This window comes from Paenibacillus terricola, assembly GCF_014779765.1.
Lineage (GTDB): Bacteria > Bacillota > Bacilli > Paenibacillales > Paenibacillaceae > Paenibacillus_T > Paenibacillus_T terricola.
Genome location: NZ_JACXZA010000001.1, coordinates 1,082,742 through 1,106,224, shown reverse-complemented (window position 1 = coordinate 1,106,224; position 23,483 = coordinate 1,082,742). Strand labels below are relative to the sequence as shown.

The 23,483-nt window shown below is 49.9% G+C and carries 19 protein-coding genes and 2 tRNA genes; 5 read left to right on the top strand and 16 right to left on the bottom strand.

Annotation, left to right across the window (positions count from 1 at the left end; all coding sequences use genetic code 11):
* Window positions 1-177: 177 nt before the first annotated feature.
* A complete protein-coding gene (locus H8B09_RS04805; protein ID WP_191202294.1) occupies window positions 178-1,146 on the bottom strand; it encodes a YbhB/YbcL family Raf kinase inhibitor-like protein in 969 nt (322 codons plus the stop codon).
* Window positions 1,147-1,277: 131 nt separating this feature from the next.
* On the opposite strand from H8B09_RS04805, the gene H8B09_RS04800 reads away from it, so the two are divergent.
* From H8B09_RS04800 to H8B09_RS04785, 4 genes are all read left to right on the top strand, one after another.
* A complete protein-coding gene (locus H8B09_RS04800; protein ID WP_191202810.1) occupies window positions 1,278-2,087 on the top strand; it encodes a PaaX family transcriptional regulator C-terminal domain-containing protein in 810 nt (269 codons plus the stop codon).
* A gap of 296 nt (window positions 2,088-2,383) precedes the next feature.
* On the top strand, window positions 2,384-2,866 hold the full coding sequence (locus H8B09_RS31175) for a CBO0543 family protein (RefSeq protein WP_397376041.1): 483 nt from the start codon (window positions 2,384-2,386) through the stop codon (window positions 2,864-2,866).
* A 181-nt stretch (window positions 2,867-3,047) separates the two neighbouring features.
* Entirely contained in the window at window positions 3,048-3,386 is a 339-nt protein-coding gene (locus H8B09_RS04790) for a L,D-transpeptidase (RefSeq protein WP_191202292.1), read from the top strand.
* A 155-nt stretch (window positions 3,387-3,541) separates the two neighbouring features.
* Complete coding sequence (locus tag H8B09_RS04785) at window positions 3,542-4,564, top strand: S-layer homology domain-containing protein (RefSeq protein WP_191202291.1); 1,023 nt, start codon at window positions 3,542-3,544, stop codon at window positions 4,562-4,564.
* A 94-nt stretch (window positions 4,565-4,658) separates the two neighbouring features.
* On the opposite strand, the gene H8B09_RS04780 is transcribed toward H8B09_RS04785, so the two are convergent.
* Window positions 4,659-5,339 (bottom strand): uracil-DNA glycosylase, encoded by a 681-nt coding sequence (locus H8B09_RS04780; RefSeq protein ID WP_191202809.1) that lies wholly within the window; start codon window positions 5,337-5,339, stop codon window positions 4,659-4,661.
* A gap of 145 nt (window positions 5,340-5,484) precedes the next feature.
* Here H8B09_RS04780 and H8B09_RS04775 point away from each other — a divergent pair, with 145 nt between their 5' ends.
* A complete protein-coding gene (locus H8B09_RS04775; protein WP_191202290.1) occupies window positions 5,485-6,234 on the top strand; it encodes a GTP pyrophosphokinase in 750 nt (249 codons plus the stop codon).
* Between the two features lie 258 nt (window positions 6,235-6,492).
* On the opposite strand, the gene H8B09_RS04770 is transcribed toward H8B09_RS04775, so the two are convergent.
* The 14 genes from H8B09_RS04770 to H8B09_RS04705 form a co-directional block, all read right to left on the bottom strand.
* Window positions 6,493-6,930 carry a hypothetical protein gene (locus H8B09_RS04770; protein ID WP_191202289.1) on the bottom strand — a complete coding sequence of 146 codons (438 nt, stop codon included), beginning with the start codon at window positions 6,928-6,930 and terminating at the stop codon, window positions 6,493-6,495.
* Between the two features lie 649 nt (window positions 6,931-7,579).
* Window positions 7,580-7,665: transfer RNA gene (locus H8B09_RS04765), tRNA-Leu, on the bottom strand.
* A 17-nt stretch (window positions 7,666-7,682) separates the two neighbouring features.
* Window positions 7,683-7,759, bottom strand: a tRNA-Ile gene (locus H8B09_RS04760).
* 125 nt (window positions 7,760-7,884) lie between these two features.
* The gene (locus H8B09_RS04755) at window positions 7,885-8,049 is read right to left on the bottom strand and encodes a hypothetical protein (RefSeq protein ID WP_191202288.1); all 165 of its coding nucleotides are present in this window, start codon (window positions 8,047-8,049) and stop codon (window positions 7,885-7,887) included.
* 107 nt (window positions 8,050-8,156) lie between these two features.
* Window positions 8,157-9,755: an ABC transporter substrate-binding protein gene (locus tag H8B09_RS04750; protein ID WP_191202287.1), complete on the bottom strand. Its 1,599-nt coding sequence runs from the start codon at window positions 9,753-9,755 to the stop codon at window positions 8,157-8,159.
* 5 nt (window positions 9,756-9,760) lie between these two features.
* On the bottom strand, window positions 9,761-10,636 hold the full coding sequence (locus H8B09_RS04745; RefSeq protein WP_191202286.1) for an ATP-binding cassette domain-containing protein: 876 nt from the start codon (window positions 10,634-10,636) through the stop codon (window positions 9,761-9,763).
* Between the two features lie 3 nt (window positions 10,637-10,639).
* Window positions 10,640-13,555 (bottom strand): ABC transporter permease, encoded by a 2,916-nt coding sequence (locus H8B09_RS04740; RefSeq protein ID WP_191202285.1) that lies wholly within the window; start codon window positions 13,553-13,555, stop codon window positions 10,640-10,642.
* Window positions 13,556-13,558: 3 nt separating this feature from the next.
* Complete coding sequence (locus tag H8B09_RS04735; RefSeq protein ID WP_191202284.1) at window positions 13,559-14,629, bottom strand: efflux RND transporter periplasmic adaptor subunit; 1,071 nt, start codon at window positions 14,627-14,629, stop codon at window positions 13,559-13,561.
* Window positions 14,595-15,452, bottom strand: a complete 858-nt coding sequence (locus H8B09_RS04730) for an ABC transporter ATP-binding protein (protein WP_191202283.1) — start codon at window positions 15,450-15,452, stop codon at window positions 14,595-14,597. The genes H8B09_RS04735 and H8B09_RS04730 overlap by 35 nt, the downstream gene beginning before the upstream one ends.
* A 217-nt stretch (window positions 15,453-15,669) precedes the next feature.
* A complete protein-coding gene (locus H8B09_RS04725; RefSeq protein WP_191202282.1) occupies window positions 15,670-17,391 on the bottom strand; it encodes a methyl-accepting chemotaxis protein in 1,722 nt (573 codons plus the stop codon).
* A gap of 229 nt (window positions 17,392-17,620) precedes the next feature.
* Window positions 17,621-18,268: an orotate phosphoribosyltransferase gene (gene pyrE / locus H8B09_RS04720; RefSeq protein WP_191202281.1), complete on the bottom strand. Its 648-nt coding sequence runs from the start codon at window positions 18,266-18,268 to the stop codon at window positions 17,621-17,623.
* Window positions 18,265-18,996: an orotidine-5'-phosphate decarboxylase gene (pyrF, locus tag H8B09_RS04715; RefSeq protein ID WP_191202280.1), complete on the bottom strand. Its 732-nt coding sequence runs from the start codon at window positions 18,994-18,996 to the stop codon at window positions 18,265-18,267. Before pyrF ends, pyrE begins: the two co-directional genes overlap by 4 nt.
* Window positions 18,997-19,128: 132 nt before the next feature.
* Window positions 19,129-22,341, bottom strand: coding sequence for a carbamoyl-phosphate synthase large subunit (carB, locus tag H8B09_RS04710; RefSeq protein ID WP_191202279.1), 3,213 nt, complete (start codon window positions 22,339-22,341; stop codon window positions 19,129-19,131).
* Window positions 22,328-23,473, bottom strand: a complete 1,146-nt coding sequence (locus H8B09_RS04705; RefSeq protein WP_191202278.1) for a carbamoyl phosphate synthase small subunit — start codon at window positions 23,471-23,473, stop codon at window positions 22,328-22,330. Before H8B09_RS04705 ends, carB begins: the two co-directional genes overlap by 14 nt.
* Window positions 23,474-23,483: the final 10 nt, after the last annotated feature.

Sequence of the window (23,483 nt, the reverse complement as noted above, 5' to 3'; positions counted from 1 at the left end):
CCTATTCCTTACCAATAAACAGTTGAAACGGGCTTAAGAGATTAGTATTAATAGATGAAGCTGCCGATCCTATCGACAGCTTCATCTTTTTACTTACTAACTAAGCCGTCTCTTAGAATCAGCCTGCCCAATAAATAAGAATATAATTGTTCATGTCCTTGCTACCCGTACACAATACTAATTCTGATGAACGAATCCGTCCTGTTTGGAATAGCCCAGCGAATGCGCCATAAGCAGCGGTTCTAACTGTTCGAAGAATACAGGTGCTGTAGCTGGCAGGTCGAGCTTATCGGTGTCAAGAGCGTATACGGCCAGACGATAGAGATGATCACCCGAATAACGAGGAGGTTCGGCACCGTAATACTCGTTTAACTCTACTGCACCATCCGAGAATTTGCCTGATGCACCTTCTGCGATTCCCCCGTCTGATACCGGTATATTAAGAACGCTCCAATGAATAAAGTTGTCAGCAATCGGGTGAATATCATACATCACCACAGCAATTGATTTAGTCCCTTCTGGCGCGTCTTTCCAACTGACAGGCAAGCTAATATTTTGCCCGTAGCCATGCGAATATTTGTCAGGGATGTTATTGTAGGCCGTGAATGCATCTGACCAAGCCTTAAAGCCCGATGTTGAAGTTACCTTTGAAGCCAACAACATGCGGTTTGCCGAATCCCAGCGCAGCTCCAGGCCTAAGGCAGCCTCAATAATTCTGGAAGATACCATCATATTGCCGTGATCGAGGACAGCCTCATGATCCAGCTCATATACAACCCCATTAACGTTAACTTTAGATTCCCCGAGCTTCTGCGTGGCTGTGAATCCTTCACCTTTAGCTGACCACGACTGCATATCGCTATGCCACTTCACAACCGCTCCAGCTGCTTCGAATACAGCACGTAGAGGGATAAGCATTCGCGTATTCACCATCTCGCCTTTCGTTCCGATCTTCTTGCCGTTCACCGTCAGGTCAAATTCCGTATTCCACTGGAGATAGCTTGCTACATTGCTAGCGACATCTTTGTGAATAGTTGACACAGCGTTGGTAACATCTTCAGTTGCATAAACTTGCGGTATGGACAAGGTCAACATAAGCCCGAGACTCAATGCGATTTTGCCAGCCTTCAAGGTCGTTTTTTTCATACTGAAATCAAATCTCCTTCGATTTGTGTTTACGAAGCAGCGCCACTTTGTAACATTGATTTGTGTTGTCGACGCTTTTTATGTTATATTCGTTTATGAGAATTTGTCAATACGAGGTGAAGAAAAGAAAAATGCTATCCGTGGAGAAACAAATGCTTTTCTTATTGTCCAAAACAGATCAATTGCAATCTCAAGATCTCATCCGGATCTATGAGAAGCGAGGGTACTCTGCTCCTTATATACGTAATGGACTATCTAAGCTGAAGAAAGAGCAGTATGTCGATAGCCCTACTCGTTCCACCTACAGCATTACGGAATCTGGACGGACGTATATTCGCTCCATCAATCGTAAACCAACGCTTTATTCCACTTATTGGGAGGGAACCTGGCATCTGGTTCTTATTTCTTTCCCGGAATCGGAACGCAAACGCCGAGATCAATTACGCGCCGATTTGCTCCAAACTGGACTAGGGCTGTTGTATAGCGGAGTGTATGTTTCGCCATGGCCATACGAGGAAGAGCTGTCAGAATTATTTCACAAGCATAATGCCGGGCAAAATGTAACTGTATTTACTGGGAAGTTGGATCACGGAGAAATCACCTCTCAAGAGGCAGAGGAAATTTGGTCACTAAAAGAGGTTACGAGAGTCTACGAGCAAAAACTGCATTGGTACGAGGAGCATTTTGAACCGCTCTTGCAAGATACTTTGGACAATCGTTCATCCGTATCTTTAGAGGTGTATGCCTTAGAGATGTTTGTCCTATTCCTTACATTGGGAGAAGCCATCAATGAACTTTATCTCATCGATCCCATGCTTCCGCCGCAGTTGCTTCCTGATAACTGGAGATGCCGTGATATTCTTCAACAGCTGTCAGTTGTCTTGACCACAATTATCGATGCCATTCCTTCTGAATCTGATTATGCAAGGTTTGTCAAATAGTTGACATTAAGAGTCCTGGGAGAAATCCCAAGACTCTCCTGTGTACACTTTGTTGATCATTAGCCACCGATGATTTCAGAAAATTGTAACGATCTTGCCATCAGAAGAGACAATCATTTTGAACCTCTGCATCATCGCACACCTCCGTTTAGGTATCTAAATAGAGACAACTTCTCGACTTATCGTGCGTCCTGTCGGGAGATGTATGCTAGTAGCCATTTGGTGAAATACGGAACTTTATTCTTGAGCCCCCTTCCCCTGATTAAGTTTCTTCATACATGCCAATAATCTGAATCATGGATAAAATAATACTTTGGTCCGTATGGATTCTTACAGCAATTCTTCTGCTTGTATTTATCAAGCGTGACAACTTCATAAACGCCCAGCTGAGTTTCATGTTCATGCAAATACCTTGCTGGTTATTCGGCACGCTGGTCGCTGAAGGCAAACTAATCGAATATCCGATTGGTTTTCTTAACAATGTTTATAAAGCTAGCTTTACGTTCGAATTCTTCGTGTTCCCATCCATAAGCGCAATATTCAATGTATACTTTCCGACCCATAAGAGTTGGTTCATCAAAACGGTGTATACGTTGTCTTTCCCGGCAGCTATGACGATTGTGGAGGTTCTGCTTGAGAAAAATACGGATATAATTACTTACATCAGATGGTCGTGGTACTGGAGTTTTATCACGATATTGATTACATTGTTAATCTCCTACTGGTATTATCTTTGGTTTTTCAGGAAAATAAGGGCGATTAGCAAGGCATCATCCTAGTAAAAGCCTCGATGCCGTGTTACCACTGGCTCGTTGGAGTTCTACGAAAGCCTAGACGGTTCCTACACAGTTAATAAAGACATAAAGGTCATGTTTTACAAGTCAGCCATTACTTCAATTACTAAAATAGATCCGCTCGCTCCCTCCCCATTTCGCATAGGATATGGCGGAGGGATTTTATATGCCTAATTATCGGATCATCGTCGATCTGTCCGATCGTAGACTCTATTTGCTTGATGGAGATGTTGTGACACGCGCTTTTCCTGTTGGCATTGGCAAAATGCTGACGTTGACGCCTACTGGAGAGTACCGGATCGTCAACAAGCAGCCGAACCCAGGCGGCCCCTTCGGCGCCTTCTGGATGGGCTTGTCGAAGCCGCATTATGGCATCCACGGAACGAACGATCCATCTTCCGTCGGTCATATGGTGTCGCACGGCTGCATTCGGATGTACAATCAGGACGTTATCGAGCTGTCCACGCTCGTTCCGATCGGCACACGAGTGACGATTCGTCCTTGATTGAAGCACGCGATCCAGACAGAAGTGCCTCGCCGCTTTGTCTGGGTTGCGATTATTACATGACACGGGGACAATCATCTAAATAACTTGTGCAACATTTCCTACATACTCAACGTTACTAATGTCAAATACGATCATCGAAAGGAGCCATACCCATGAAGAAGACCTTGAAACTCCCCCTTCTGATCGCTTTAATGACAAGTCTCCTATTCCTCATCGGACAATCCGTCTTCGCATTCTCCGATACGCAGAGCGACGTCAACGCAGACAAAATCACCAGCCTGCAGAAGCAGGGCATCCTGTCCGGAAGCGGAGGCAAATTCCGACCGAACGACAAGCTAACGTACGCGGAGGGCATCAGCCTGCTGGTGAAAGGTTTTGAACTGAAAGATACGAATGTGTACATTAAGAAGCCCGAAGCGAGTGACTACTACACACGAATTCCTAACAATGCTTGGTACGCCGAGTCCTTTGTTATTGCGCATGCAGTTGGTCTTGATGTCCCGAAGGACGTAAATCCAGCGGCGGCATTGACACGTGAACAGTTCGCGCATTACCTATTCCAGTCGATCATCCACGACCGCGACATCGCCTTCATCGAGCTGTTCATACTCATTAACGACGGCGATGCCATTAACACCACCTACATGGATAGTGTGCAAAAGCTGATCATCTCCCAAATCGTAAAACTCGATGATAAGCAAAACTTCTATCCGAAGCAGAAGATTATCCGCAGCGAGGCTGCCGGTTGGCTGTATGACGGCATCGAGTTCGCGAAAGCTCACGACACGGATAATAGCGGCGGCGACGGTTTAACGGATGTGTATAACACGCAGCTGTCCGTTACTCCAGTTAACAAATCGGTCAACGAAGTTACCGTAACCGCAACTGTTCCTCACCCTGGCTACGGCCTTCGCATTGCATCGATCAAATTCGAAGGCAGCAAAGCGCTCATCAATGTCGAGATCGTCCAGCCTGATCCTGACCGTATGTATGCGCAGGTCATCACGGATCTGAAGGCCGTTACTTATGTATCCTCCTCTTATACGCCGGAAATCGTCATTGCGAGCGCAGTCAGTAATAGCGGCAGTGGATCGAACGGATCGACGAGTATCGTTGATTCGCCAGACACTGCTGTAAGCTCAGAGCCTCCAGTCAAAGCTGCTGCCGGAGCTTAACCGAACAGTTAGGTAATAACACAAAAGAGCGCATCGTGCTGCATCCCCCTTATCGAGGGAGACGCAGACGATGCGCTCTTTTTTCAAATTAATACTAGTTCAGTTCCGTAGAGGATGGAATACGCCAATCGATTGGTGGCTGCCCCCAGCTTGTAAGCATCTCGTTCGTCTTCGAGAACGGCTTGCTGCCGAAGAAACCGCGATGTGCGGCTAACGGACTGGGATGAACGGATGCGATGACGCCATGTTTGTACGTATTAATGAAAGCGGCTTTCTGCTGCGCATAGCTGCCCCACAGAATGAATACAACCGGCGTCTCACGTTCATTAAGCGCAGCAATGACAGCGTCAGTGAACCGCTCCCACCCCAGCCCTTTGTGCGAATTCGGCTTACCATCCCGCACCGATAACACGCTGTTGAGCAGCAATACACCTTGCTTCGCCCATGCGTCCAGCGAGCCATGATCCGGCACTTCACAGCCAACGTCGGCTTGAAGCTCCTTATATATGTTCCGCAGCGAAGGCGGAATCGGAATCCCTATTGGCACCGAGAAGCTGAGTCCATTCGCTTGGCCGGGTCCATGATAAGGATCTTGCCCGAGAATAACGACTCGCGTCTGCTCGAACGGCGTATACTCCAAAGCTTGAAACAGTTGCTCTCTCGCCGGGTATATGGACTCCCCTTCATACTGCTCGTCCAACATCGTCATAAGCTGCTCATAATAGGGCTGTGTCAGCTCATTCTTCAGCTTGTCTTTCCAATCTTGCTGCATGATCATAACCATCGATTCGTCCCACCTCATCACTTGCTATTCCTCTAAGTATATCGGACATGAACGCACAGTGACAATGAATTCGAAGATGATTTGATTTCCCATATCCAAGTGTAATATGCTCTTAGGGAGAGAGAGGAGCGATTCCATGAATTCGCATGATCAGATTGAGCAGCTTAAACTTTTTAAAAATAAAATTACCCGTTTCCTAATGGTGTACAAGTTCGCCTTGGACGAGATGGAGACGAAGATCGAAATCTTGAAAGAAGAGTTTCATCTTTTGCACGATTACAACCCGATTGAACATACGAAGTCTCGGTTGAAATCGCCGGAAAGCATGATGAACAAGCTGTTCCGCAAAGGCTGCGAGCTATCGCTCGAGAGCATGAAGCGCAACATTAAAGATATCGCCGGATTACGCATTACGTGCTCATTCATATCGGATATCTATCAGATCAGCGACATGCTGCGCCGCCAGCATGACCTGCGCATTATTGAAACGAAGGACTACATCAAACATCCAAAAGCGAATGGCTATCAGAGTCTGCACCTGCTCGTCGAGGTCCCTGTTTACATGTCTGACGGGATGGAGAGTGTATGTGTCGAGATACAAATTCGTACGATCGCGATGGATTTCTGGGCGAGCCTGGAACACAAAATTTTCTACAAATACAACGAAGCCGTCCCTCAGCATCTGCTGCAAGAATTGAAGGCTGCTGCGGACTCTGCGAACGCGCTTGACAAGCAAATGGAGCGGCTGCACCGTGAAATTTCCGAGATCAAGGAAGCCAACGCCGCCGATGAGAATGAGCTCATCAAGCGGATTACGATAAGCAATCAACAGTTCTCGTTGCCAAGCTCGCTGCTCGATTTGATCGTGGAAGAAACGAAAGAATAGATTGTAGAGTGAATGAGAAACCTCCACAGCCGCCGAGCGGTTGTGGAGGTTTGTTTGTAATATCTGAACTATTGGCAAAAACCGAAGAAATTCAAGCATTCTATACAAGTAATAAAAAAATAGGTGCAGTGTCCAATACTCGGGGTTTAAAGCGGTTTATAAGAATTTATCTAAAAAGAAAAAGAAGCGCCATAGAGAAACTTTCTTCTCATATGGCACTTCTTATACGTTAACAAGCTCTACTTTTCTTAGTGGCTTTTACGGTGTTGAAATAAAAGAACCACTTGCCTGCTGAATATAATGGATTTGGTTTCCATCATAACCAGTTACCCCTAAAATAATTTGCAATCGTTCATTAACAGGTAAATCTCTAATTACTATAGTATGTTCAGGGTTATCATCACTTAGTTGATACCATCCTGAAGTATAAAGAAATTTCTGTTGGTCGATACTCCAAACTCTATAATCATAACCCGCATATAACATTACGGGTCTAGAGGTGGACATATTAAATGTAACTAACATAGTGCCATCACAATGGTTACAAATAACAGGTGTTGAATTGTTTGTCTCAGGAAGCGTTATATTAATATAAAAAGGTTGTTCATAAGCAAACGCACTAGTAGAAGTTCCGAAAATAGCAAAAACAATTACTAAAACAAGAACTAGCTTCCTACCAATTTTATTAAATAACAATTAAATTCCCTCCCATATAGTAGTGGTCAGCCGGCCAGCTAATCAAGGTATATTATATCACAAACAACCAACTTATTCCATAAAAATTTAATAATTTACAATTGCGATTTATAAAAGGAAATATAAAGATTTTCATTGGACTTTTCACTTCAACAAACATAAAGAACTGCTACGGCTAAAACCTCTCTCAGAACAATCGTTGTGTCAGAAACGAACTTGTCACGAGAGTGGAAGAATCCGCTAACTATTTCGAGATGGCGATTTGGAATGCCTTCAATAACTGCGGCAAACTAACCGTTACCAGAAGTTAGACACTTATTACGAGTCAACATTAACCTACTTCAAAGACACGAGACACATAGTAATCTCGTCTTCCTGGTACTCGGACCTTCCTGAAAGGCCAGTGGTCACCAGTTGACTTGTCCCATGTGCTCATAAATGGAATTTTCAAGATGGTCATAAGAATGTGTTGCATCAGGAAACCCTCTTAACATGCATCTGAACTTGTCAGATCCTGCAAAGGAGGTATTATCAGCTTTTTATGAACTTCTATAAATCCTATGTACCTAGATTCAACACTCTGGGCTCATGAATATACAGGTTCGCAAAAAAAAGAAAAAACCTTGATTTCTCAAGGTTTTTTCTGGTATGCCGAGGACGGGGGTCGAACCCGTACGATGGTCACCCATCGCAGGATTTTAAGTCCTGTGCGTCTGCCAATTCCGCCACCCCGGCACAATATGATGAAACTCTGGTGGGCCCTACAGGACTCGAACCTGTGACCAATCGGTTATGAGCCGACCGCTCTAACCAACTGAGCTAAAGGCCCTGATAACATCCACCATCGCTGCTGCTGTAAAGCTATCAGCGACTAATTTCTCAAACGAAGACAAAAATTAATATACTATATTTTGCCGCTCTAAGTCAACAGTTTTTTGAAATATTTGCGATTAATCATGGTAAATACCGCACGCCGTACCTGCCTTTGCGCGATCGGAACACTTCAACCTCCGATGGGCTGTCATATCCATAAATCCACCAATCGTTCTCCATACGCCGTACCAGGCAGCCAGCTTGGAATTTCGTCTCGTAGAGCCGGCCCCAATAAATCCATTTCATGTGTATCGCCTCCACATTCTGTGTGACTAAGAAGTTGTTCTTAATGTACCCAAAAAAATAACCCGCAATCGTATTTGCGATTGCGGGTTAGCGATTGCGGGTTTTCCTTATCGTGCAACAGCAGCATCCGTTGATGTTGCTTCAGTCGACTCTGTCGCTTCAGCCGAATCCGTCGACGTTGCTTCACCAGAAGCTTCTGCGAGCGGCTTCACATCAATAGTACCGCCGCCATCGCCGCCGTTCGGGTTCGCCTTGAGCTTCTCGAGAACGGCGTTACCTTTCGTCTCCCAATCTGCAAGCGCCTCCTTCGCCGTCTTGTTGCCTTTGACGACGTCGTTGAATGCATCATTGCCGGCGTTGGTCGCTTCCCAGATGCCTGGCTTCTCGCGGTACAGTTTATCCATATCCGTCGCTGAAGGCGGGATTGGCTTCAGCGAATAGAACGCTGCAATGTTGAACGGCGTAGCACTTTCAGACGCCTTAATGAACGATTTGCGGGACGATAGCTCGTATTGGCTTCTCGACTTCAGCTTCGCGAGCTCAGGGCTGTTCGTGAACTTGATGAACTCCCAAGCGTCATCCGGGTTCTGCGCTTTAGCATTAATGCTCATCAACTGGCTGTAATAGATGTTGCCGCCGATGCCTGCTGCCTGTTGATGCTGAGGAACGGTGACTACGTCCCAATCGACTGGAGTAAAGTTTTTGATCTTCGATGCATTGTCTTTCGCCAGCGTCAGCTCATTCACATAGCTGAAGTCGGAGATTGTCATTGCAACACGGCCGCTCAGGAACCAGTCGTTATCTACTGGATTGTAGATGCCGGCATCGCCGCCCTCTTTGTTTTCATTCATCTTCTGAACGTCATCGGAGTCCGGAATAATATCATCTTTATATAGGCCTGCAACGACCGTCAGCGCGTCTGCCCAGCCCTGCGTATTCACGAGCATCTTCTCGCCTTTGTCGTCCCACGTCTTGAGCTGCAGCGTGCTTGCATAATTCTGAACGTCATAGATGCCGTTGCTGCCCGGCCAGCGGTTGAACGAGAGACCGTATTTGCGGTCCTTGCCCTCGCCCTTGGAGACGCGACGTGCCAAGTCCACGATGTCTGGCCAGAACATGCCGTCCGTCGGAACGCTGACGCCTGCGTCTTGGAACAACTTCTTATTATAGAACAATGCGGAAGCGCTGAACGTCGGTGTCAGTGCGTACAGGTTGTTGTCTCCCACTTGCTTGATGCCATCCAATACGGTTGGTACATAGTCCGTCAAATCGAATTTATCTTGTGCGATCAATGGATCCAGCTGTTGAAGCAGATTGTCTTGGACCAAACGTTTCAGCTGCGTATAGTCAACCACTACAACGTCTACTGGATTCTGACCGGTCAACATCTTCTTCAATTCTTCATAAACGTCAGGCTGCTTCTGCTGGTTGTTCGGATCGTACGTCTGGAATCGCGAATCATCATTGTTGATCGCGCCAACGATCTCAAGCTCGATATTCGGATGCGTGAATTCGAACGTATCCGTATATTGTTGGCGGAACCAAGGTTCATTGTCCTTGCCGCCATACAGCGTGCCGATACGCAGCACCCGCTTCTCCGTTGAACTATCTTTCTCTCCCTTGCTGCATGCCGCCATCAACGGCACAAGCATTGTCAGAGCGACCGTCGTCGCTGCAGCACGTTTCATCCAAACTCTCTTCTCCATGTTATCTACCCCTCCAATGTTCTAGGCGGCGTGATGACGATGCGTTCGCCATCAAACTCGATCGATGCCTTATCCTTAATGTTCAGCGCGGACAAATATTCCTTCGGAATTTGCATCCGGCCGACGCGGTCAATGACCACGTATTCCTCGTGAACCTGCTTCAGCCCGCTGGCCCCTGCCGCGATCTCTTCATCCAGATGATGATTTCGCTTAATGAACTCAGTACTCGTCATGCCGTCACGGATTGCGACAACACGGTCAACCTTGCTTGCAAGCGACAAGTCATGCGTAACGATAACGATCGTAACCCCAAGTTCACGATTCATTCGGCGAAAAATATCCATGATCATATCGCTCGTACGCGTGTCGACCGATCCTGTCGGTTCATCCGCGAGCAGCATCTTCGGTCGGTTGGACAGCGCGATTGCAAGCGCAACGCGCTGCTGCTCACCGCCCGACAACTGATGGAGCTTATTGTACATGCGCTCCTTCAAGCCAACCCATTCCAGCAGCTGCTTCGCATAAGCGCGATCCGTGCGGCCGGCAAGCATCATCGGCATCTCGACATTCTCGAGTGCCGACAAGTACGGCAGCAGGTTGCGCGCGTTGTTCTGCCAGATGAATCCGACGGTATCACGCTTGTATTCAACGATCTGCTCTTCCGTAATCTTGAGCAGATCCCATGGCCCGACTCTGACGGAACCGGCCGATGGCCGGTCCAGTCCGCCGAGAATGTTCAGAAGCGTTGACTTACCGCTGCCGCTGTTGCCGATGATGGCCATCATCTCGCCATCTTCAACCCGCAGGTTCAAACCTTGGAGGGCGACAACCTCGAGATCATCTGTTTTGTAAATTTTGACTAAACCTTCGCAATCTATCATCGTCTACCGCTCCTCTCCCATCTTGACTGCCTGATGAACGCGCAGCCTGCGGATATGAAGCAGCAGCAGCATAGCGCCAAGCACCATCATGACTGAAACAACCAAGTACAGCTGGTTCGTATCCTGCGAATCGAATACAACGCGGAACGGCGGAACCGAATTCTCGACGTTGTCCGTCGTCTGCAGGAATGGCAGGAACAGCAAGCTCGCAATTTTGCCAATTAAGATACCGAGCCCTATCGATAAGCCTGCCGTGAACAACTGCTCCAGCAGCAGCATACCGGTCAGCTGTCTTCTCGACAGCCCCATAGCTCGAAGCACGCCGAACTGAACGACGCGACCAGACAAGTTGAAGAACCAATACAATACGTAGCCCGTCAACGACACGATAATCGATACGAGGAAACCAAGGCTCAGAATACCGAATACGCCGCCGCGCGTCGGATGCTTCGATTGCGTCAGCAGCTCCGTTCTCGCATCGGTTACTGATGCAAGCTCTACGCCCTGCTTCTGCAGCTCTGTCATGACCGGACCAACCAGAGCGCCCGGCTTCATCTTCAGCCATACATCATAAGGAATAATCGGCACTTGATCGTAGATGTAATCCAGGTTTGCAATAATGAAAGGCGACTTATCTGGATACTGCGTCGGCCAATAAGGCACGATACCTGCGACCGCAAACTCGATGACGCCGTCCGTTAAACCAACGGAAATCGTATCGCCAAGCTTAAGCTGATATTTGTCAGCAACCGACGATGGTATAATTGCCGCTTGCTCGAACAAACCTAGATTCCTCAAATAATAGTACGGATGGACCGGGAATAGATCATTGCCAAACCATGCGACTTTCGAGAAATCGACGTTATCGATACCCATCAGCGTTCCTTGACCTATCGAACGGTCAGCAACCCTTACGCTGCCTTTGGTCTGCAGAACACGCGCTGCGGCTTCAACGCCATCCATCTCCTTGAATAGCTGGAATGGCGGTTCAGAGTAGTTGATCCGTGTCGGTGCGTTGCCTCCGCCCGATTGGCCTCCGCCACCTTGACCACCGCCACCACCGTTACCGCCGCCGCCCGAACCTTCACCTTGGCCGCCACCTTGACCGCCGCCGCCGTTATTGCTATTGTCCGAAATGCTGACTTCAGCCGTGCCTTCCCAAACCGTCTGCATAATAACGTCCGTACCGTATTTGTACTGCGTCCGTTCTGTCGAGTTCAGGTCAATGGTACGCGCTGCAGATGCGTTGTACACGCCAAGACCAAGCGTCAGAATGAGCAAAGTCATTAACGGATAATAGCCTTTCGACGAACGTGACAGCTGAACCAATGTCAGATAAAGCGGCACCGGAAGCAGCTTGCGTCCCAGCCAGTTGAATAGCTTCAGCAACCATGGGAATATGCGCAGGAAGAATAGTCCCAATGCGAATATTGCAATGGCAGGCACGAAGAACAGGAATGGCTGTACGTTCAACTGGTCCGTTGTCATGCCGGTCTTGAATGAAATCATTTGCCGCTCATTGAACAAATACCATCCGTATCCGGCAACGCCAAGCAGCGCAACATCCAAGAACCAGCGCTGCCATACCGGCCTGCGATCGGAACGCGCCATCTGCTGCTTGTAGACGACGATCGACATGCGCGCATAGCTGATAGCTGGAATGACAGTCGCAAGAATGGCTAGCACAACTGCCGCAACTCCAGCGATAATCGCATCCATCGTGAAACCGACCGGAATCGATTTGCGATCGACGAATGTAAGGAAGCCGTTCGCGGATCCGATACTCTTCGCCATGAACCAGCCTAGAAGCGGTCCAATTGCAAGAGCCAAGACACCTAGCAGCAAACCTTCTATCAGGTAGATCAGAATGATTTGCTTCGTCCGTGCACCGCGGCTTCGCAATACAGCGATATCGGAGCGCTGCTTGTCGAGCGATTGCCGCGCATTCATCGCGATGAAGAAGAACACCATCGCAATCATTGGCGCCGCCAGCGTGAACAGCAGCGTCTGCAGCTGGATGCTCTGCTTACGGAATTCCGAGAGCGTCGACGCGAATGAAATCTCGACTTTCGTATCTTTCATATGCTGATACAAGTCGATATTCATGCGCTCCAGCGTCCGGCTAAGCGGTGACAGCTGGCTCGTTGTAATCTCTCTTAAATCAAAAGCATAATACCAGTTCGCCGTATGCATCGGGATATGCTGCTGACCCATCAGACCATCTACCATCGTTTTGTCGCCAATAAGCAGACCGCCCATCAGTCCTTCGATGCCTTGATACCAATAGGGATCGGTATCCAACTTCGGCTTGAACGCGCCAACGATCTTTACTTTCAGCGTCAGATCAAGTCCGCCATATACGGGATATTCGAATTCATCATCGATATGAATATCGTTGCGGAACATCGCCTCTTCCAGCATGACTGCCTCGATAACGCCGTCACCGCTGCTGCTTGCTGAATCAACGAACCAACGGCCTTGCGACAGATCGACCTTATCTTCCAGACCAGACATCGTCATGAGCGACATCTGGCGCACACGGCTAGGATCCACCTTCGTAATATCAACCGGTACAATCTCAGAACTACGAATGGAATAAGTGCGTACATCTGTTGATATCGGGAAACCGACTTGCTTCGGTACATCCGTGTGTATATATTGGTCTACGTCCTTAAGCGCTGTAAGATCAGTCTGCGACCCGGCTGCCGCCTGATTACGAATGAGCAATGAGCCTGCTGGCAGACCAGCGCTTTTCTCCTGCAGCGACTGCGCGACAACGCGCTTCAGCGCTCCATCGGCGTACATCGGAATACTAGTCGTGAACGCAACTGCAAGTACCAGCCCGGCGAACGTGCTGAACGTCAGCCAGCGGGTGTTCCACATTTTGCGATACAGAAATCGAAACAACGGGATCCCCATAGCTTATCGACCTACGACTTTCTGTCCCGGTGTCAATCCTTTCAGGATTTCCGCTTCGGTAGAAGTTTGTTGGCCGACCTCGACGTCAACCTCGCGTTTCGTACCATCCGCCTCGATAACCTGCACATATTGGCGGGCGCCAACGCTGCGCAATGCGGACAGCGGTATAACAACCGCATTCTCCTTGCGATTCACGATAATGTTGAGCGAGAGCGGCGTTCCCCTTAGAAGCCCTTCTGGCATCTTCGAGAGCTTAACGAGCAAATAGTCCTCCGGACGCTCCGGCTTCTGCTGACCGCCGCCGTTCTGACCGTTGTTATTATCCGTCGACGTCGGGAGCGGAAGCTGCTTAACGACGCCTTTCACTTGACCGATGCCGTTAATGTCGGCAACGACCTCCATACCCAGCGACACTTTCGCCAGCTGATCCTTCGTCAGCTTCGCTGCAGCTGTCAATTGGGACGTATCCGCAACGATACAGATCGGCTGATAGGTTTTGATCTCGTCGCCCTTCTGCACGTTAAGCGCAACGATCGTGCCCGAGAAAGGAGATGTCAACACCGACTTATCAATCTCTTCTTGCAGATCGGTCAGCTCCTGACGGCTTTCCTCGAAATCGATAACTGCACTCTCGAAATCAACAGGATCCATTTCGTCCTTCTTCTTCAACGTTTCCTTCATACTTGTTTCTTTACGACGGAAATCAAGATTTTTCGTTCGCAGCTGTTTGCGCAAATCGTCCACGTCCAGCTCGCCGATCGGATCGCCGGCCTTTACATCCTGACCGTTCTTAACATAGAGCTCTTTCAGCCGTTTGCCATCGAGCGTGAAGAACAACGTCTCCTCCTGCATCGAAATAACCTTGCCAACGGACGATACCTTCGTCTCGAGCGTAGCTGTCGTCACATCGTATTCCGGCTTCTTCGATATCGTAGGAGGCGCAATCTCGGGAAGCTTCTCCTCCTCCTGCTCCTTCGGCAGCAAGCCGCAGCCTCCGGCCGTTAATAATGATAAGCTGAGCACCACAGCTGCACTCCGCTTAAATAAACTTCCCATCCACCATCTCGTAAACATGGTCGGCAACCTCCAAAATTGTAGGATCATGCGTTGTCATGCATATAGTCACTTGTTCTGTTGCGATAATTGTTTGGAAAACTGCCATGATTTGCGCAGCCATCTGCGAATCCAGCTCGGCTGTCGGTTCATCCGCCAGCAGCAGCTTGGGACGATGCGCAATCGCCTTCGCGATCGCTACCCTCTGTTGTTCGCCGCCAGATAGCTCGAACGGACGGTGATGCATCCGCTTCTCCAAGCCTACAAGCCGCAGGCAATGGGCTACGCGTTCCTTCCACTCTCTCTTCGGCACACCAGCCATACGAAGCGACAGTTCTACGTTCTCCCAAGCAGACAGAAGCGGCATCAGCGCATAGGCTTGGAAAATAAAACCGATTTCCATCCGTCTGACCTTCGTCCTGTCATTGTCGCCAAGCTTATGGAACGGCTTGCCATCAAACCAGATCTCGCCTTTGCTCGGCTGGTCTAATCCCCCCAGCATATTCAGCAGCGTTGTTTTGCCAGAGCCAGAGCGGCCTCTAAGCATCACAAGCTGACTAGGAAGCACCTGCATCGTAATGCCCTTCAGGACATGGAGCGGCTGACCGCCTACGCTGAACGTACGTTCAACGCCGCTGACGGTCATGACTGGTTCACTCGACACGATTCGGTTGTTCTTCGGAATGGCGGCGAGTTCGCTTGCTGCATCCTGCTTCACAAGGCTGTCAGCGGAAACGGCGATTTCATGCTGCGCAAAATCGCCATCGGATGCCCCGGATGAAGTAGAGTTACGCTGAGCTTTTTTGGTTTTCGATTTTGTTTTCCATGTGGTCAATAAACCCATAGAGGGGTTGTCACCTCCGCCTATCCTTTTCATTTTTCTCATTTATCCTATAGACGGAAGCATTGGAAGAAAAGTTACGCCCAATTACGATAATTTTCCTAAAACAATTAAAAATCGCTCATATTTTCGAAAATCAAAAAAATCCCGGGCCAAAACAACCCCTCAAAGAGTGTTTCGGTGCCCGGGATGGCTTATTGTGCATACGTTCTCTTCGTGTTTATCGAACTTTAAAGTGCGAGACGGCGTTAGACAAATCGCTCACGATTTCTTTGAGCTGCGCCGCCGATTCCGACATGCTGCCCATAAGCGCCAACTGTTCTTCGGTTGCCGCTGCAACCGATTGGATTTTGCCCAAATTATCAGCCGCTGCCTGCGAGGACATCTCCATCGATGCGCTCACCTGTTCCGCGCTAGCCGACATTTGCTCCGAAATCGCCGAGTTCTCCTGCAGTTGATCGGACATCCGCTGAATCGCATCCGCGATCCGCATGAATTGATCATCGAGCGCCTCGATCGTGCTGCTGCTCTTATCTACCTCAACGAGTGTCTGGTTCATGGAGCTGGATGCACTCGATATATCCGTCATCGTAGCCGTTACAAGATCCCGGATGCTGTCCGCGGATTGGAATGACTGCTCCGCCAATTTCCGAATTTCGCCGGCAACAACCGCAAAGCCTTTGCCATGCTCCCCTGCACGTGCAGCTTCGATCGAAGCGTTCAGCGACAAAATGTTCGTCTGTGAAGCAAACGCCGTAATTTCATCCGCAATCTTACCGATCGTGCCCGAGTGATTCTCCAACGTCTGAATCGAACTCGCTAGACTTGTCATAATCGCTTTCATCTCATTCATCTGCCCGATCATATGATCAAGAGACTCCCGTCCCTCTGCAGCATGTGACGAAGTGTCGGTCGACTGCGATGCCATCTCCGAAGTATTATCAGCGATGCGGGCAATCCCGATTGCCATCTCTTCAATGGCACGGGCTGTTTCTTCGGCACCTCTAGCTTGCACTTCCGTGCCGCTCGTTACTTCCTGGATATGTTCCGCGATATGATTAGCAGAAGCTGCCGTCTCACGAGATGCGGTATGTAGGGATACAGAGGATTCCGCTACCTTGTTAGCGTTGTCGATAATGCCGCCGATCATCGATTTCAGGTTGCCAATCATCGCATCCGTACTCTTCAAGATCGTACCCAACTCGTCCGAGCTGTAACGAGCTTCTGATTCAACCGTCAAGTCGCCCTGCATAATACGGGACGTCTTGGAGGCTGCACTGCGCACGGATCTGCTAAGCAGACGCATGACGAAGTACATGAGCAGTACGATGACAATGACTATGATTGCTGCTGCAATAATCGCTGATTTCTGCGAAGCCTTATTATCGTTATCAATCTTCTCAAGCGCTTCAAGCGCATATTGATCCAGAATGTCACCCAGCGCATCGATGCCGCTTCTGCCTGTTTGGAATAATGCATACAGCTCAGCATCGCCATGCTTGCCGCTCTCGAGCGTTTGAATAACCGCCGATGCCCAAGCGTTAAATCCGGAATCAAAATCTTTGAACAATGCCGATACAGGTCGATCCTGACCTTGTGCTGTAATGTTCATAAGGCCTGCTTTCTCCATCAACTGGCGGGCAGAAGCCATACGATCATTGGCCTGTTGAATATTCTCTTTGACATCCTTCATCGCATTGTCGCGTTCTGGTCCTTTCGGATTGCCAAGATCGATAAATGTAAAAGCGGATAACGCTTGATAGACATCGCGGTCGGCGTTCATGATTTGGTTATTGGCTGAGTAAGACGTGATGTAGAGCTGCTGTTTCAACTTATCTACCGTTGAATTGACGTATAACGGGTAGTAAATGGACGTCCCGATATACAGTAAGAATGGAATCGAAATTAAACCAATAACTTTCGTTCGAAAACCTAATTTCATAACACATCTTCCCCTCTTCTTAACCCATCTTCTAGTTGTCAGAGCACGTATTCACATGGCTGCTATTGATCATATCGGAGAAACAATTTCGGATAATTAGAAGAAAAAGCATAAATGCCGAAAATGAGCAAAAATGCTTAGAAAATTATAAAAGCCACTAAACTAATTGCGCATAAAGCGCGTAGTTTAGCGGCTTTTTGTTTATACCATTAATGATCTTCCAACTCAATTATTGTCCAAAAGCTTGAGGGTTCTCTCGCCACGATTTGAGCGTTTCGATATCCGACGACTGCACTTTGCCGATCTCGGCAGCCACTTCGATGAGCGCCGAGTAGTTCGACAACGTCTCAAGCGGAATGCCTGCATTCGCGAACGCATCCGATGCCGCTGCGAACTGATAGGAGAAAATCGCCAGCACTGCGTTTACGTTTGCACCAGCCTCTTGGACAGCGATTGCCGCTTTGAGCGAGCTGCCGCCTGTCGAGATCAGGTCCTCGATGACGACAACATTTTGTCCAGCTTCGATGCGGCCTTCGATTTGGTTCTGTTTGCCGTGGCCTTTCGCTTTATCGCGAATGTAAGCCATTGGCAGACCAAGCTTCTGTGCAACCCATGCAGCGTGCGGAATACCGGCTGTTGCTGTTCCTGCGATAACTTCAGCATTCGGGTAGCGCTCACGGATAACAGCTGCAAACCCTTCAGCAATAAGATCGCGAATCGCAGGATAAGTCATCGTCAGACGGTTGTCGCAGTAGATCGGGGATTTCAAACCGGATGTCCATGTGAATGGCTCGTTCGGACGAAGTGCCACCGCTTCAATCTCAAGCAGACTCTTCGCAATTTCACGCGGAAGTTGTTCTACAGATACAGTTGTCATACTTCCATCAGCTCCTTAATAATCGATTCAAGCGCTTCGCGAGGGCTAGGCGCTGCTGTAATTGGACGGCCAATCACCATATAATCCGTGCCTGCTGCAATAGCTTGCGCCGGCGTCATGATGCGCGATTGATCACCGATGTCCGCACCGGCTGGACGGATACCTGGCGTAATCGTCTGGAACGCGCTGCCGCAAGCTGCTTTGATCGCAACAACCTCTTGCGGAGAAGCAACCACACCGTTCAAACCAGCTTCAAGCGCAAGGCGCGCATAGCGAAGTACGGCTTTATCGACAGGACCTGCAATGCCGATCTCGTCGTTCAATACCGCTTGGCTGGTACTCGTCAGCTGCGTAACTGCAATTACAGAAGGACGCTTCGCTCCCGCTGTCAGTGCAGCGTCGACACCTTCGAGCGCAGCCTCCATCATCGCACGGCCGCCAGCTGCATGCACGTTGAACACATCCACGCCAAGCTTCGTAATGCTGTTAGCGCCGCCCTTAACCGTATTCGGAATATCATGCATCTTCAGGTCAAGGAATACGCTGTAGCCACGCTCTTTAAGCGCTGTAACGAACGCCGGACCAGCCGAATAATAGAGCTGCATGCCAACCTTCATATAGCAAGGAACGCCTTCCAATTCGCGGAGCAGCTTCTCTGCTCCCGCCGCTTCCGGATAATCAAGCGCAACCATAATGCGTCCTGCCGCTTGCTCATACGTCAAACCCATCGCGATATCCCCTTTCGGTCTTTACCGTATTGATTTTGTTAAGCCAGACATGGAAGGCGGCCACCCGCCGCCGTCCTGAAGCTCCTGTTCGGATCATCAAGGACAGCAGTCGTTGGCCGCTTACCGTCTGTCTTATTTGAATACTGGCATCGAACGGGACGAGAAGTTAAGCGTCTCGAGCATGCGGAGCAATGCGCGAACCGTATCGAGCGACGTCAAGCAGACAGCGCCGTTCTCTACCGCTTCACGGCGGATGCGGAATCCGTCACGCTCAGGCGTTTTGCCCTTCGTCAGCGTGTTGACGACGAAGTTCGCTTGACCCGTACGGATCAGGTCGAGGATGTTCGGCGTGCCTTCGGAGAGTTTGTTCACACGCGTTACGCGCAGACCTGCATCTTCGAGTGCCGTAGCCGTACCGCCTGTTGCGATCAGCTTGTAGCCGAGCGCTGCGAAACCTTCCATCAGCTCAACTGCGTCTTGTTTATCTTTATCTGCAACCGTTACGACGATTGCGCCCGTCGTAGGGATTTTCATGCCTGCACCGATCAGACCTTTGTACAGTGCTTTCTCGTACTGTACGTCGCGGCCCATAACTTCGCCTGTCGATTTCATCTCTGGCGTCAGCGTAGGGTCGACCCGGCGGAGCTTCGCGAACGAGAACACCGGTACTTTGACCGATACATACTCGTCTTCTGGCCACAGGCCGTCCGTGTAACCGAACGAGCTCAGCTTCGTGCCGAGAATCGCTTGCGTTGCCAGGTTTGCCATCGGCAGATTCGTTACTTTGGAGAGGAATGGAACCGTACGGGACGAACGAGGGTTAACCTCGATGACGTACACTTTCTCTTCATGGATAACGAACTGGATGTTAACCAGACCGATTACTTGCAGTTCCTTCGCAATCTTAATCGTAATGTCGATGATCGATTGCTTGATCTCATCGGACAGCGATTGCGGCGGATACACGGCAATCGAGTCACCGGAGTGAACGCCTGCGCGCTCGACATGCTCCATGATACCCGGGATAAGAACTGTCTCGCCGTCGCAGATAGCGTCGACTTCGGCTTCTTTACCCAGCATGTAACGGTCGATAAGGACCGGATGCTCTGGGTTGATCTTCACTGCTTCTTTCATGTATACGAGCAGCTCCGAATCGGAGTATACGATTTCCATTGCGCGGCCGCCGAGCACGTACGATGGACGTACGAGCACCGGATAACCGAGGCTTTGTGCGACAGCGACTGCTTCGTCAACATTCGTTACCGTGCTGCCCTTCGGCTGCGCGATGTCGAGCTTGTTAAGCATAGCTTCGAACTTCTTGCGGTCTTCTGCTGCATCGATGCTCTCGAGGCTCGAACCGAGAATGCGTACGCCGGCTTTGGCAAGTGGAGCTGCCAGGTTGATTGCCGTCTGGCCGCCGAACTGTACGATTACGCCGATTGGCTTCTCTTGTTCGATAACGTTCATTACGTCTTCGAAGAAGAGTGGCTCGAAGTACAGGCGATCCGATGTCGAGAAGTCCGTCGATACGGTCTCTGGATTGTTGTTGATGATAACCGCTTCGTAGCCCGCTTTCTGGATTGCCCATACAGCGTGTACCGTCGAGTAGTCGAACTCGATACCTTGACCGATACGGATCGGTCCGGAACCAAGTACGAGTACCTTCTGTTTGCTCGATTCCGTTACTTCGTTCTCTACTTCATATGTCGAGTAGTAGTACGGCGTCGTTGCTTCGAACTCAGCTGCGCACGTATCTACCATTTTGTATACAGGTTTCAGTCCTTGCTCCATACGAAGTGCGCGGATCTCGTCTTCGTGCGTATGCGACTTCGCAGCGCCTTCGCGGCGGAGCTCAGCGATCGAACGGTCGGAGAAGCCTTTGCGCTTCGCTTCATACAGCGTTTCACGCGTCAGCGTTGCTTCCTTGCGAATGCGGTCTTCGAATGCGATGATGCTCTCGATTTTGTCAAGGAACCACCAGTCAACCTTCGTCAGATCTTGAATGTCGAGCAGTGCCCAGCCGCGGCGGAATGCTTCCGCGATCAGGAACATGCGCTCGTCGTCTGGCTTGACCAAGCGAGCTGTGAGCGTCTCGTCGTCAAGCGACGAAGCTTCTTTCAGGTTCAGACGGTGTACGCCGATCTCGAGCGAGCGAACCGCTTTGTGAATCGACTCTTCGAACGTACGGCCGATTGCCATGACTTCGCCAGTCGCTTTCATTTGCGTGCCGAGTTTGCGGTTAGCCGACGTGAACTTGTCGAACGGCCAGCGTGGGATCTTCGATACGATGTAGTCGAGCGTAGGCTCGAAGCATGCATATGTTTGTCCCGTAACTGGGTTCACGATTTCGTCCAGTGTGTAGCCGATTGCAATCTTAGCCGCCATCTTAGCGATCGGGTAGCCCGTTGCTTTGGAAGCAAGCGCCGACGAGCGGCTAACGCGCGGGTTAACTTCGATGACATAGTATTGGTAGCTGTGCGGGTCGAGCGCGAACTGTACGTTACAGCCGCCTTCGATGTTCAGCGCACGGATGATCTTCAGCGATGCCGAACGTAGCATTTGATACTCGCGGTCGGACAACGTCTGGCTTGGCGCTACGACGATCGAGTCGCCCGTGTGAACGCCTACTGGGTCGAAGTTTTCCATGTTGCAGACAACGATACAGTTATCGTTCGCATCACGCATAACCTCATATTCAACTTCCTTCATGCCTGCGATCGATTTCTCGATCAAGCACTGGCCGATCGGGCTGTAACGGATACCCGATGCAACCGTCTCAAGCAGTTCTTCTTCATTGGCGCAAATACCGCCGCCCGTACCACCCAGCGTATATGCTGGACGAACGATGATCGGATAGCCGATTTCGTTAGCGAAGTCGACTGCTTCTTGTACCGTCGTTACGATAACGGATTCTGGAACTGGCTGCTCCAGTTCGCGCATCAGTTCGCGGAACAAGTCGCGGTCTTCGGCTTTCTCGATTGCCGTCAGCTGCGTACCGAGCAGCTTCACGTTCTCGCGTTCCAGCACGCCTGCGCGCGCCAGTTCGACCGCCATGTTGAGACCCGTCTGGCCGCCCAGCGTTGGGAGCAGACCGTCCGGCTTCTCTTTGCGAATGATTTGGGATACGAAGTCGAGCGTAATTGGCTCGATGTAAACTTTGGAAGCCATGTTCGTGTCGGTCATGATCGTGGCTGGGTTGCTGTTAATCAGAACAACCTCGTAGCCTTCTTCCATCAATGCTTGGCAAGCTTGCGTGCCGGCGTAGTCGAACTCAGCCGCTTGTCCGATGACGATTGGGCCGGAGCCGATGACGAGAATTTTTTTGAGTTCATTATTTTTGGGCATACTGCAGTTCTCCCTTCAGCGTCTCCTGCAGCCGTGTTTGAAGCGGCTTAGCTGGATTGTTTTTCTTATGATCACGAATCATGTCAAGGAATTGATCGAACAGGTAGCTCGAGTCATGCGGGCCAGGCGCCGCTTCCGGGTGATATTGAACCGTGAACACAGGGTGCTTCTTATGTTTCAAACCTTCAATCGATTTGTCGTTGTTGTTGATATGCGTTACTTCCAGATCCGTACCAGCAATCGTATCTTCCATTACCGTGTACCCGTGGTTCTGCGAAGTGATGAAGCAGCGGTTCGTTGCGAGTTCTTTAACCGGGTGGTTACCGCCGCGGTGGCCGAACTTCAGGCGCGTCGTATCTGCGCCGCAAGCGAGTGCGAACAGTTGGTGTCCAAGGCAGATACCGAAGATCGGGAATTCGCCGATCAGCTGCTTGATCGTCTCAACTGCGTAAGGAACGTCTTTCGGATCCCCAGGGCCGTTGGACAATTGAATGCCATCCGGATTCAGGCGGCGGATTTCATCTGCCGTCGTGTTATGTGGTACGACGATAACGTCGCAACCGCGTTGGGACAATTCTTTCACGATACCGCTCTTCGCTCCGAAGTCGATGAGAACGATGCGCTCTTTGTTGCCTGGTGCCGAGAACAGCTGTTTCGTCGACGTGCGCGCTACTTGATCGCGGAGCAATTGAGCTACGCCCAGACGCTCTTGCAGTTCTTCGATGCGCTCGTTGCCAGTCGTCAGAAGACCTTTCATCGTACCGAAGTTACGCAGTTTGCGAGTAAGCATACGCGTATCGATGTCGCTGATACCCGTGATGCCGTATTCCTTCAGCAGGCGATCCAGCGAATACTCACCGCGCCAGTTGGATGGCACTGGCTCGTGGCGGCGTACGACGAAGCCATGGATGTAAGGGCGAACCGACTCGAAGTCGTCGCGTGTAATGCCGTAGTTACCGATGAGCGGGTACGTCATCGTTACGATCTGACCGCAGTAGGATGGGTCGGACAGCACCTCTTGGTAACCTGTAATGCCCGTATTGAATACGACTTCGCCTGCCGATTGACCCTCAGCGCCAAACGCGAGGCCCGTGAACAGCGTTCCGTCTTCCAACAAAAGTCTTGCTTGCATCCGAATTCAC

Bases quoted from the DNA above. Each gene is read 5' to 3' on its own strand.
- H8B09_RS04805 (WP_191202294.1), bottom strand. From the start codon at position 1,146: ATGAAAAAAACGACCTTGAAGGCTGGCAAAATCGCATTGAGTCTCGGG.
- H8B09_RS04800 (WP_191202810.1), top strand. From the start codon at position 1,278: ATGCTATCCGTGGAGAAACAAATGCTTTTCTTATTGTCCAAAACAGAT.
- H8B09_RS31175 (WP_397376041.1), top strand. From the start codon at position 2,384: ATGGATAAAATAATACTTTGGTCCGTATGGATTCTTACAGCAATTCTT.
- H8B09_RS04790 (WP_191202292.1), top strand. From the start codon at position 3,048: ATGCCTAATTATCGGATCATCGTCGATCTGTCCGATCGTAGACTCTAT.
- H8B09_RS04785 (WP_191202291.1), top strand. From the start codon at position 3,542: ATGAAGAAGACCTTGAAACTCCCCCTTCTGATCGCTTTAATGACAAGT.
- H8B09_RS04775 (WP_191202290.1), top strand. From the start codon at position 5,485: ATGAATTCGCATGATCAGATTGAGCAGCTTAAACTTTTTAAAAATAAA.
- H8B09_RS04755 (WP_191202288.1), bottom strand. From the start codon at position 8,049: ATGAAATGGATTTATTGGGGCCGGCTCTACGAGACGAAATTCCAAGCT.
- H8B09_RS04750 (WP_191202287.1), bottom strand. From the start codon at position 9,755: ATGGAGAAGAGAGTTTGGATGAAACGTGCTGCAGCGACGACGGTCGCT.
- H8B09_RS04745 (WP_191202286.1), bottom strand. From the start codon at position 10,636: ATGATAGATTGCGAAGGTTTAGTCAAAATTTACAAAACAGATGATCTC.
- H8B09_RS04740 (WP_191202285.1), bottom strand. From the start codon at position 13,555: ATGGGGATCCCGTTGTTTCGATTTCTGTATCGCAAAATGTGGAACACC.
- H8B09_RS04735 (WP_191202284.1), bottom strand. From the start codon at position 14,629: ATGTTTACGAGATGGTGGATGGGAAGTTTATTTAAGCGGAGTGCAGCT.
- H8B09_RS04730 (WP_191202283.1), bottom strand. From the start codon at position 15,452: ATGGGTTTATTGACCACATGGAAAACAAAATCGAAAACCAAAAAAGCT.
- H8B09_RS04725 (WP_191202282.1), bottom strand. From the start codon at position 17,391: ATGAAATTAGGTTTTCGAACGAAAGTTATTGGTTTAATTTCGATTCCA.
- pyrE (WP_191202281.1), bottom strand. From the start codon at position 18,268: ATGACAACTGTATCTGTAGAACAACTTCCGCGTGAAATTGCGAAGAGT.
- pyrF (WP_191202280.1), bottom strand. From the start codon at position 18,996: ATGGGTTTGACGTATGAGCAAGCGGCAGGACGCATTATGGTTGCGCTT.
- carB (WP_191202279.1), bottom strand. From the start codon at position 22,341: ATGCCCAAAAATAATGAACTCAAAAAAATTCTCGTCATCGGCTCCGGC.
- H8B09_RS04705 (WP_191202278.1), bottom strand. From the start codon at position 23,473: ATGCAAGCAAGACTTTTGTTGGAAGACGGAACGCTGTTCACGGGCCTC.